We start from the raw sequence: 11,095 nt of genomic DNA, 5'->3' as shown, positions 1-11,095 counted from the left end.
TTCTTTTGAAATCAGGACTTGTTTTTGAAAGAGTTGATACGATGATTATTTTTTCTGCATGTAAATTTACAATTTAGGAGGGAAATTCATGTCCGACAGACAAAAGAATATCCGAAATTTTTGTATCGTGGCACATATTGACCATGGCAAATCCACTTTGGCGGACAGACTGATTCAGAAAACAGGCCTGCTTACTGATAGAGAAATGCAGGAACAGGTTTTGGATAATATGGATTTGGAAAGAGAAAGAGGCATTACCATTAAATCTCAGGCGGTGCGACTTGTGTATCGCGCAAGCGATGGTGAAGAGTATGAATTTAACTTAATTGATACGCCGGGACACGTGGACTTTAACTATGAGGTTTCCAGAAGCTTGGCAGCCTGTGAGGGTGCTATTTTAATTGTGGATGCCGCTCAGGGCATTGAAGCCCAAACATTAGCAAATGTATATTTGGCATTGGACAACAATTTGGAGATACTGCCTGTTATAAATAAGATAGACTTGCCCAGCGCAAACCCAGCTTGGGCGAAACAAGAAATTGAGGACATTATCGGTATACCAGCTCTGGATGCTCCTGAAATTTCCGCGAAAAACGGTATTAATATTGAAACTGTTTTGGAACGTGTTGTTACTGATATCCCTGCGCCAACTGGGGACCCGGAAGCACCTTTAAAAGCGCTGATTTTTGACTCGGTTTACGATCAATACAGAGGTGTTATTGTTTTAATGCGCGTTTTTGACGGGTCTGTGCGAAAGGGAAGCAAGGTTCACATGATGGCCACAGGCAAGGAGTTTGATGTTATCGAGGTTGGTATTTTTGGCCCCGGTCGATATATTCCTACGGAAGAGTTGAAAGCTGGTATGGTAGGTTATTTTACTGCCAGTATTAAAAATGTTGCGGATACTCGCGTGGGGGATACGGTTACCGAATCACATCGACCTACGGCTGAAGCACTGCATGGTTATAAAAAAGTAAACCCTATGGTATATTGCGGATTATTCCCTGTGGATGGTGCAAAATATCCTGATTTAAGAGATGCTTTGGAAAAATTGCAGCTTAATGATGCAGCGTTATTTTTTGAACCTGAAACATCTATTGCTTTAGGTTTTGGCTATCGTTGTGGATTCTTGGGATTGCTGCATCTGGAAATTGTGCAGGAAAGATTGGAAAGAGAGTATAATCTGGACTTAGTAACAACTGCGCCCAGCGTTATTTATAAGGTGTACCTTACAGATGGGACAGGCTTTGACCTGTCAAACCCCAGCAATATGCCGGATCCAGCACGTATTGCTAAAATGGAGGAACCCATTGTAAAGGCGGAGATTATGCTTCCAAAGGATTACATTGGTGCGGTAATGGAGCTTTGTCAGCAAAGACGTGGCGAATACATCAGTATGGAGTATTTGGACGATACCAGAGCAACACTAACCTATGAAATTCCTTTGAATGAGATTATTTATGATTTCTTTGACGTATTAAAATCCAGAAGTCGAGGCTACGCTTCTTTTGATTATTCTTTAATCGGATATCAAGAAAGTGAATTGGTAAAGCTGGATATTATGGTAAATAGAGAAGCTGTGGATGCCCTTTCCTTTATTGTGCATAAAGATTCTGCGGTAGATCGAGGCAGAAGAATGTGCGAAAAGCTGAAAAAGGAAATTCCCAGACATCAGTTTGAAATTCCCATTCAGGCGGCGATTGGTAGTAAGATTATTGCCAGAGAGACCATTAGTGCTTTGCGTAAGGACGTTTTGGCTAAATGCTATGGTGGTGATATCAGTCGTAAGAAAAAGCTGCTGGAGAAGCAGAAAGAGGGTAAAAAGCGTATGCGTCAGATTGGCAGCGTAGAGGTGCCTCAGCAGGCGTTTATGAGTGTTTTAAAATTGGAAGACGAATAACATTGCTAACACATAGAGGTGTCATTGCAAATTGCAATGACACCTGTTTTTTTCTAAATATTCTTGTTGGAAAGAGTTTTGTAAGATATGATAGTCGGAAGATAAGGTAAGCATGAGAATTTCCCCTTTGTCTTTCAATAAAAAGGCATTGGAAAACTTGTTCAAAGGGTTAGATGCATCAAAAAGGTTAAGAAAAAGATTTCAAGGTGGAAACAGGTAAAAGTGGAACGGTGATAGCTGCATTATCTGTATGCAAGAAGGGAGTTGAGCCAATGAATAGAAACATAGTACTTTATATTGCAACAAGCTTAGATGGTTATATTGCAAGGGAAAATGGAGGGATTGATTGGCTGATTGGGGAGAGTAATGATTTAGATGTAGAGAATGGATACAATGATTTTTATAGTCAAATTGATACAGTAGTAATGGGTAGAACCACATATGAACAGATTATCCATGAACTATCTCCTGATAGTTGGGTATATAAAGGTAAGGCGTGTTATGTCGCTACAACGAGGAGAAGTGAACCTGATCATAGAGTGGAGTTTATAAAAGAGGATATTACTGGATTTGTAAAAAAACTAAAACAGGAACAAGGCAAAGATATTTGGCTTGTTGGTGGAGGGAAGTTAATTGATCAATTTATGAAGCAAGACTTGATAGATAAATACATTATAACAATAATACCATCAATTTTGGGGAACGGGATTCCACTTTTTCTTGGAAAAAATCCAGAAATTAAGCTTAAACTTAATGAAACAAAAACGTTTGATGGAATGGTTGAACTTACTTATGTGAGAAGATAAATTTATTTATCAATAGGCTTTTCAGAGATGATGAAACTGTATAAGTACAATTATTAAGGTGGCGACAGTACTGTTTTTGTGCAAATTTATAGACCCGAATTAAATCCGGGCCTATAAATTTCAATATATTTGGGGATAAAATGATAAAAGGAGTTTTTATGATTTAACCGGCTTTTTGCTCTAGGCGCAATCTGTCGGCAATCAACGCAATGAATTCGCTGTTGGTAGGTTTGCCTTTATGATTATTTACAGTATAACCAAAAAGGGCATCAATGGCATCAACTTTGCCACGGTTCCAAGCCACTTCTATAGCATGACGAATAGCACGTTCTACACGGGAAGGTGTAGTGTTACACTTCTTTGCGATAGAAGGATACAGCTCTTTTGTGATGTAATTTAACACATCCATATCGTTTACGCTCATAATAATGGCTTCTCTCATATAATGATAGCCGCGGATATGAGCAGGAACACCAATTTCGTGAAGAATGTTTGTTACCTTTGTTTCCAAATCATAGGCCACACTGTTTTGTGTTTGACTAAAGGAGGGGATTCCGCTTTTAATCATAGGTCTTTCTTGCAACAGCTGTCTGATACGCTGAGTTAATGCATCCATATCAAAGGGCTTTACCATATAGTAAGAAACACCCAAATCCATAGCTTTTTGAACCACCTTGTCCTGAGACAAAGCTGAAAGAATGATTGTTACAGGCTGATGTATATCGCTGTTTTTTTGCAGTCTTTCCAAAACACCGATTCCATCCAGACGAGGCATGATACCATCGATAATTGCAACATCTGGTTCTGTATCTCTGATTTTGTTCATGGCGTCTATGCCATCTACGGCAACTGCGACAACAGTCATGTCATCCTGTTTACTCAGATGATTTGCGATTAAATCACAAAAATCCTTATTATCATCGGCTAACAGCACTTTTATTTTATTTTGATTCAAAATGATCCCTCCGATTGTTGTTTGATGAATGAATATGCAAATAATACTTGCTTTTGGAATGATTATAGTACAGGAATATTCTGGTGACAAGGTGTTTTCGCCAGACAAATTCAGACCGAAAATTTAACAATATTGTAAAATATCCCACTGTTTTCACTGGGGAATATTGCCCATGTTGATTTCTGGGGATTCATGGCATTGGGAAATAGAGGAAATGAAGAAAAAAGACAAGTTTTGTGGTTGAAAATGGTATAATTTTCTTGTCGAGTTTTTCATTTTCTTTAATAAAATGTGCTCCAATGATTAATTTTCTATAAAAAGTATGACAACATATTAAAAAGAATGTTGCTCAGTCAATATTTAGAATGATAAATAATTAACTGATTTGTAATATATTAAATTCTTTTTCTAGACAAAAAAGAAATAAAAAGTCGAAAAAATATGAAGCTTGATGAATTCTGGGGAATGTTTATGCATTAACTCACATATTGAAAAATAATGTACTTATAGCTTTTACCTTGTGGATTTTGGGTAAAAAAAGTACCTTCCAAATAAAGAAAAGGACTAGAGAAAAGACAAAAGTCGTTTCCCTAGCCGCTTCAACGAAATTAATGGTGGAGTTTATCAAAGATTGCGTCTGTTAAAATTCCGAAATCTTGAATACCTAGAGCCTCTCCACGAATACGCTCGTCCCAGCCCAAAGAAGTAATGATTGCGGTAAGTTCCTCTTTGGATAGATTTAAATCACCTTGATTGTTTAAGCTATTCAGTAATGTTTTTCTGCGCTGACCAAAGGCACATTTCACCAAGTGGAAAAATAAATTTTCGTCTTTGGAGATAACTTTGCGTTCCGGAAGTACCTTAAGGGTAATTACCGCAGAGGCAACCTTTGGGCGGGGCATGAAGCAAGAGGGCTGAACGATCATATCTAAATTAGCGTCGCAATAATATTGTACTGCAATGGACAAGGCGCCATATTCCTTATTTTTAGGGCCTGCTTGCATGCGTTCTGCCACTTCTTTTTGCACCATAACTGTAATGGAATCAATGTGACGCTCTTTTTCGAGCAAGTCCATTATAATTGGGGTGGTGATGTAATAGGGAAGGTTAGCAACCACCTTTATGGGCCTGCCGTTGTTTTTTTCAGCAATGATTGCATCAATATCTGTTTTTAATATATCTTGATTTAAAATTTCTACATTGTCATAGCCCGTTAGGGTTTGCTTTAAAATGGGAATCAGTGTTTTGTCAATTTCCACAGCAACCACTTCTCTTGCACTTTCTGCCAAAATTTGGGTGAGTGATCCGATGCCTGGGCCGATTTCTAACACACAGTCATCTTTGATGATGTCTGCGCATTGGCAAATATTTTCTAATATATTTGAATCAATGAGAAAATTTTGTCCAAAGTTCTTCTTGAAAGTAAAATGATTCTCTTCAATAATTTGTTTTGTTCTTGAAGGGGTGGATATCCGTTCTGTCATGCGTGCCTCCTTTATGCGCCAAAGCCTAAGCGGCCTAATAAGCCGAAGGATAAAATAGATACAATAATTCCTGCAGTAAATACGCCCAATACAATGACAGGGAAAGACTTTTTGGGATTCAAGTTAAGAAGTGCGCTGATTAAAGCTCCCATCCATGCCCCTGTGCCGGGCAGAGGAACTGCAACAAAAAGAAATACGCCCCAATACTCATATTTACGAATTTGATCGCTTTTTGCATTTGCTTTATTTTCACACCATGCAACAAAGTTGCGCAGGGGTGTTTTTTCCAACACTTTGAAAATATAGCGAATAAAAAGCAAGATAAACGGAATTGGCAGTAGATTGCCAATTAACGCAATAATGAAAGTAGGCAGCCAATTCATTTGCATGGCAAAACCTGCAATAATACCGCCTCTTAGTTCCAGAATCGGAAGCATAGATACGATGAAAACAATAAGTTCCCTTGCCATGGAACCCTGTAAATTTGTGACAAGCCAGTTTGCGATTGTTTCAGCCAATTGAATTCCTCCTGAAAAAGAGCATGGGAGTGAGACCCATGCTGATTTTTACCATACTTTGAATCTATATTATATACTAATATGATATATGAAACAACAGGTAGTCATGAAAAAAATATTAATCTTTTCTTTCAAGTTCTTTTGCAGTTTTGTATTGAAATTATGGTATTGATAAGGTTATAATATAGCAATAGGAATATATTTACTTTCGAGAGTATTTTATGAAATAAGATGGTGTTTTATTAAGATAAATATATCATTTTTTATATATTGAAGGGGTGAAGGGTTTGACAGAAGAATTAAGAGCACAACTGATGGGCGTTAAACTGACAAAAAAAGAAAAACTTATTGCCGAATTTATTTTAGATAATTTTGCGGAATCTTGTTTTATTACTTCTACCGATATTGCAAAAAGACTTCATGTCAGCGATTCATCGGTAATTCGTTTTACACGAACTCTGGGATATTCTGGATTTATGGATTTTCAAAAAAGTATCAGAAAGACTTATACGGAAAGAATCAATAGTGTATCAGATAATATTACAGTGCCTTCGGAAAGGTTAAAACTATCCATTAGCAAATTGGGACAAAGCGATATTGTGGAAAGTTATTTTTCAAATGTGCTGCAGAATTTGAAGTATTCTATCAATCACAATGATACACTTGCATTTGAACGAGCCGCAGGGCTTATTGCGGGAAGTAAGCGGAAATTTATTGTTACTTCCAGAGCAAACACTTGCATTGGCGATATGATGCTGTTGTTACTAAAGCATTTGTTGACTGATGTTTATGAGACCTCCCATCCTGCCTTGAATGTCATTGACCATATTTGCGATATTACAGAGAATGATTGCATTATAGCGGTCAGTTTCCCCAGATATTCAGAAATGGATTTATTGGCGGCACAAATGGCATATGATGCAGGGGCTAAGATTATTTTGATTACGGATAAGGCAAGTTCTCCATTGGCTCAGTATGCTACCCAGTTATTAACGGTAAGTGTGGACAGCAACACATTTTTCAATTCCTATGTAGGAGTATTATTTACCATGGAGCTTTTATGTTCATTTATCAGCAGAAAGATGGGCTATTCAACAGAGGCGAAATTACAACTTATTGATAAATATATTTCCAAGGTTGGTCTGTTTTAAAGAAGAGCTGGGATTGTTTTAATACTATTGTCTAAAGAAAAGAAATACATATTTGATCTGACATAAAAAAGGAGCCTATATATCATAGAGCCCCTTTTTTTTGGATCATGGATTGATAAAACATTAATACCGATGATTCACATAGTCATCAATTAAAGATTTTCGGCTGCCCTCGGTGAAAACGCCTTCTTCTCGCAGGCATTTTAAAATTAAAGAACTGGTGGAATGAAGAATAATATCTTCTTCCTCGATTACAATTTCAAAAAGCTTTCCCTTAAGATATTTGCTCTGCACCTTAACAAAATAGGCTTGTGTACCTCTATAGTCAAGCATCCGTAAGACCGTAAGGGTAGCTTTATCCTTTTTGTGGTAGTAATAGTTGCTTCGTTCCAAGGAATCTTGTTTCAGTTCGTACTCCATATCTTTTGTGGTGCTGATTGTTTTTTGTTCTTTTGCCAACGCGTTGTAATATTGATAGTTAAATAAGGCCTTTTCCACAGTATCCATATTGGTGAAAGGCCCAATGTTTCCATAGACAACAGCCTCATAGTTTTTTTGGAGATATTCTTTTTTTGTCATATCCCCTTTGATGTATTGGTCAATCAGACTTTGCCGGTATTTAAAATATTTTTGGATTGCATTCATGCTTTGCCTCGCTTCCATCCATTCCCTGTGGCTTTCTCCTGTTTCATCCTGTTACAATGATGAGAGAACAATTAGGGAGAGGATACATATGCAGACTTTTTTAGATTTTTATCAAAGGGAAATTCAGCCCAAAATTGCAGCGATAGATATTTTTTTGAAAACGGAGACTCAACCGTATGCGCAAGATCAGGTTTCAGAGCTATTATGTCTGTCCGCAACAGAGCTTTCAAATATATTGGAACAAGAAAAACTTGCGATTATTACAAAAGGCACTTTTTTACACTTAATGCAAACAGGGCCATCTCTCATTTGCAAAATGTTTGGCAGAGAGCTTTCCCGTGGAATGTCGGCCTCCTATACGCCACAAGAGATTTCTTACATATATAGCTTGGAACTGAAGGATGTTGAAGCCGCCGCAGAAAAGCTGGGTATGAGCTGTTTTTTACCAGCAGAGCTTCCACTTATTTTTGGAGAAATTGTTATATCTGATAAACAATATCGGCTGTAAGCTTATCGGCCGCTTCTTTGCTTGCAAAAATTTCAACAAGTTTCAGTGCAAAAGGAATCGCTGTACCTGGTCCGCGGGAAGTTATGATATTTCCATCAACACATACTTGATTTTTGGATGGAACCCCACCAAGCAGCTTATTTTCCATGCCTGGATATATTGTTGAGACTTTCCCTTGTAAAAGGTTTAATTCACCGAGAATAAGGGGGGCGGCGCAAATAGCACAAATTGGTTTATGCTCCTTATAGTATTTTTTAATTAAGTCGCATAGACCTTGATGAGCCAAAAGATTTAGTGTTCCTGGCATACCACCCGGCAAAACAATGCCATCGGCATGATTGGCTACTGCCTCATCAAAAAAAATATCTGCGGTGTAACAAATATTATGAGCACCATTTACTTGCAAGGATGAACCTATGGAAACAAATTTTGCATTTACACCAACACGGCGCAGTAAATCTAAGGGTGTAACCGCTTCCATTTCTTCAAACCCTTCTGCAAGAAAAATATAAACAGTTTTCATGGGCTTAACCTCCTAATCTGTTTTTTACTGATAAAAGCATATTAGACTTATTATATTCGATAATAGAAAAATTATCAAGAATGCCCTTGACACGTTGATGGGTTGGAATTATGCTTGAAAAAACAATATGAGGTGATGATTTGGAAATTGAAAGAAAATATTTAACCAAGGAGATCCCTTTCGCCTTGGATGATTTTTTGTGCAAACAAATGATTCAGGCTTATGTGTCATTTCAACCAACAATACGCATTCGCAAGAGTGAAGAGCAATATTTTTTGACGGTTAAGGGAAAAGGTCATGTGGCAAGGGAAGAATTTGAGCTTGAGATAAATCAGCAGGAATTTGAGTGTCTCCTTAAAAAAACTGAGGGGAATTGTGTTAGAAAAAAACGGTATTTTATTCCTATGGAGAATGGGTATATGGCAGAGCTAGACCTTTACGAAGGAGAATTAGAAGGGTTAATGACCACGGAGGTAGAGTTTTCCACACTAGAGGATGCAGAGGCTTTTGTTGCACCATGGTGGTTTGGAAAGGATATTTCTTTGGAGATGGGGTATAAAAATACAGCGCTAGCCCTTTATGGAAAACCCAATGAGATAGCTTAAAAATAAAGAGTTAAGCTACTCATACTAGGAAAGAATTCGGCCAGGCTTTATTTTGCTATATTTTTAAGTGATTCTATTTTAAAGAACCAATAAAATAGATAGTTAAATTATAAGATTATATACCGTGTTTTGTTCTATTATAAAAGGCTTTTGGGATGATATAAAGACCTACAGGGAACATCTTTCAAATTGTATTTTTGCTACAACTAAAAGAGGAGTTTTTTTGTTATATTTAAAAATCATGTTTTTTTTGCTTCATAAAGTGGGCTTCACATTTTGTTTTTTAATGATGTAAAAAGCCAGAGTTACTATCGTTTATATTGGGTTTGCGGCATCCGCTAGGGATGCTTTTTTTCATTTTCGTGGTCTTTTTTATTTTTGCTATGCATAAATTATAGCGATGGACAAGTGACAAACGAAGGGGAGAGGCCGAGTATGTATAATAGAAGATATGACAAGGTGTTTCTGATGCTCAGACAGGAAACGGCAGGCTATGGCTTGGGCCAAAGAGCACCTTGGGGAAGCTGTGTAATGGAGATTAAAAACGGAACGGGAAGAATCAGCCTGACAGTACAAGGCTTACGCCCGATTCAGAGAGGAAGATATGCTGTTTATGCCATAGCCGGTGAAAAAGAGAAGCAAACAAACCTTTTCTGCGGCGTTTTGGTGCCGGACGCTGCGGGCCATGGCGAATTGAAGTGGGACTTTAATCCGGATCGTCTGGGGGAGAGAAACGCTACTGTGGAGGATTTTAACACAGTTGCTGTTTTGGCAGAGACCGATGGTGGATTTTCAGCGCCATTAACTGCATATTTTGTCAGCAAGACAGATTGGCGTACATATTTTAAGGAAGCTGTCAAGGAAAGAAATGATGGGCACCAAGTGGTGAAAAATAGAAAAGAAGACACAAATGTAAAGGGCATTGACAAAATAAGAGAAGCAGAAAAAGCAAGAGAAGCCGAAAGAGTAAGAGTAGCTGAAAGAGCAAGAGAAGCAGAAAGAGTAAGAGAAGTCGAAAAAGCAAGAGAAGTGGAAAGAGTAAGAGAAGCCCAAAAAGTAAGAGAAGCAGAAAGAGTAAGAGAAGCCGAAAAAGCAAGAGAAGCAGAAAATATGAAAAAAGTATCTCAGGAGCCAACCTTAGCAGCAGCAGAGGCAATGGCTATGAGTGGACCTTTCTTTGGACTTCCGAAAGTGAATTGGAAAAGAGAAGGGTTTAAAAACGAAGAAATTAAAAACAATGAAATTAAAAATGAAGAAATTAAAAATGAAGAAATTAAAATCGAAGAGATTAAAAACGAGACGGTAAGTCAAAAAGTAGAACCCGCTTTAGCCAAAGAAGCAAAAAAAGAGAGCTATCACGGCAGTTTCCGTGGACTTTTAGAGAAATTCCGTAATGAGCTTGAAGAATTGCAGGAAGAAGGGGTTTTTACTTCCAAAGAGATGGAGCGAATTGATCGAGCAGGACGGAAAAACCTTCAGAAGGCTGAAAATGTGGAGATTGTCCATACTGTGGAAAGGGATTCTATTGAAAAGGAAGTAGCCAAGAGTGTAGTTGCCAGCGCTACCATGCAGGAACCTGCAAAGATGGAGACGGTCTTAGAAGACTTGCCAACGAATTCATTTGAAGAGACAGCGGAAGATAGGAATGCAACTGTCCATGAGTTTTTGGAGCAGTATAAGCTGTTACAGGAGAATACGGATATCTATCCCTTTGGTGAAGACGAGATGTCATGGAAGTGTATTTCCATTGAGGAGATGGTGCTCTTGGAAGGAATTCCTCTTTCATGGATGAAAGATTTTTTTATTATCAAAGCGATGAAAAAATACCATCATCTTATTTGGAAGCCTGAAAATGATGGGTATTCTATTGGAATTCCCGGCACAGAGGAGGAACCAGACCGCGCAAAAGCGACAAAGCTTGGATTTGGGGAATTCAAAAAGATGGATGATGGCGCCCTAGGTTATTGGATTTTTACAAAGAAATAGGCTTGCCTTTCCAA

At 37.9% G+C, this 11,095-nt stretch carries 11 protein-coding genes; 6 read left to right on the top strand and 5 right to left on the bottom strand.

Translation table 11 applies throughout. The features are described from left to right. Window positions 1–88 precede the first annotated feature (88 nt). Both lepA and RTK36_RS11100 read left to right on the top strand, forming a co-directional pair. Window positions 89–1,900 carry a translation elongation factor 4 gene (gene lepA, locus RTK36_RS11105; protein ID WP_312047197.1) on the top strand — a complete coding sequence of 604 codons (1,812 nt, stop codon included), beginning with the start codon at window positions 89–91 and terminating at the stop codon, window positions 1,898–1,900. Window positions 1,901–2,106: 206 nt separating this feature from the next. After that, window positions 2,107–2,706: a dihydrofolate reductase family protein gene (locus RTK36_RS11100; RefSeq protein ID WP_312047195.1), complete on the top strand. Its 600-nt coding sequence runs from the start codon at window positions 2,107–2,109 to the stop codon at window positions 2,704–2,706. Window positions 2,707–2,869: 163 nt separating this feature from the next. Here RTK36_RS11100 and spo0A read toward each other — a convergent pair whose 3' ends face one another. The 3 genes from spo0A to RTK36_RS11085 all read right to left on the bottom strand — a co-directional run bounded on the left by spo0A (window position 2,870) and on the right by RTK36_RS11085 (window position 5,663). Next, window positions 2,870–3,661, bottom strand: a complete 792-nt coding sequence (spo0A, locus tag RTK36_RS11095; RefSeq protein WP_312047193.1) for a sporulation transcription factor Spo0A — start codon at window positions 3,659–3,661, stop codon at window positions 2,870–2,872. A 608-nt stretch (window positions 3,662–4,269) separates the two neighbouring features. Continuing rightward, on the bottom strand, window positions 4,270–5,145 hold the full coding sequence (gene rsmA / locus RTK36_RS11090; RefSeq protein WP_312047191.1) for a 16S rRNA (adenine(1518)-N(6)/adenine(1519)-N(6))-dimethyltransferase RsmA: 876 nt from the start codon (window positions 5,143–5,145) through the stop codon (window positions 4,270–4,272). A gap of 11 nt (window positions 5,146–5,156) precedes the next feature. Beyond that, window positions 5,157–5,663: a COG2426 family protein gene (locus RTK36_RS11085; RefSeq protein ID WP_312047189.1), complete on the bottom strand. Its 507-nt coding sequence runs from the start codon at window positions 5,661–5,663 to the stop codon at window positions 5,157–5,159. A 287-nt stretch (window positions 5,664–5,950) separates the two neighbouring features. Here RTK36_RS11085 and RTK36_RS11080 point away from each other — a divergent pair, with 287 nt between their 5' ends. Then, the gene (locus RTK36_RS11080) at window positions 5,951–6,814 is read left to right on the top strand and encodes a MurR/RpiR family transcriptional regulator (protein WP_082754194.1); all 864 of its coding nucleotides are present in this window, start codon (window positions 5,951–5,953) and stop codon (window positions 6,812–6,814) included. Window positions 6,815–6,937: 123 nt separating this feature from the next. On the opposite strand, the gene RTK36_RS11075 is transcribed toward RTK36_RS11080, so the two are convergent. Continuing rightward, a complete protein-coding gene (locus RTK36_RS11075; protein WP_312047187.1) occupies window positions 6,938–7,459 on the bottom strand; it encodes a DUF6648 family protein in 522 nt (173 codons plus the stop codon). Between the two features lie 88 nt (window positions 7,460–7,547). On the opposite strand from RTK36_RS11075, the gene RTK36_RS11070 reads away from it, so the two are divergent. After that, a complete protein-coding gene (locus RTK36_RS11070; RefSeq protein ID WP_312047185.1) occupies window positions 7,548–7,967 on the top strand; it encodes a hypothetical protein in 420 nt (139 codons plus the stop codon). Here the strand turns inward: RTK36_RS11070 and RTK36_RS11065 are convergent. Beyond that, a complete protein-coding gene (locus tag RTK36_RS11065; protein ID WP_312047183.1) occupies window positions 7,939–8,490 on the bottom strand; it encodes a DJ-1 family glyoxalase III in 552 nt (183 codons plus the stop codon). The two genes, RTK36_RS11070 and RTK36_RS11065, sit on opposite strands and share 29 nt — an antisense overlap. A gap of 140 nt (window positions 8,491–8,630) precedes the next feature. On the opposite strand from RTK36_RS11065, the gene RTK36_RS11060 reads away from it, so the two are divergent. Beyond that, window positions 8,631–9,095: a CYTH domain-containing protein gene (locus RTK36_RS11060; protein ID WP_312047181.1), complete on the top strand. Its 465-nt coding sequence runs from the start codon at window positions 8,631–8,633 to the stop codon at window positions 9,093–9,095. Between the two features lie 435 nt (window positions 9,096–9,530). Continuing rightward, window positions 9,531–11,081, top strand: a complete 1,551-nt coding sequence (locus tag RTK36_RS11055) for a hypothetical protein (protein WP_312047179.1) — start codon at window positions 9,531–9,533, stop codon at window positions 11,079–11,081. Window positions 11,082–11,095 lie beyond the last annotated feature (14 nt).

Origin of the sequence: Anaerotignum sp. (assembly GCF_031981185.1) — a bacterium.
GTDB lineage: Bacteria > Bacillota > Clostridia > Lachnospirales > Anaerotignaceae > Chakrabartyella.
Note: the sequence above shows the minus strand (reverse complement) of the source record. Positions and strands in the feature narration are given on the sequence as shown.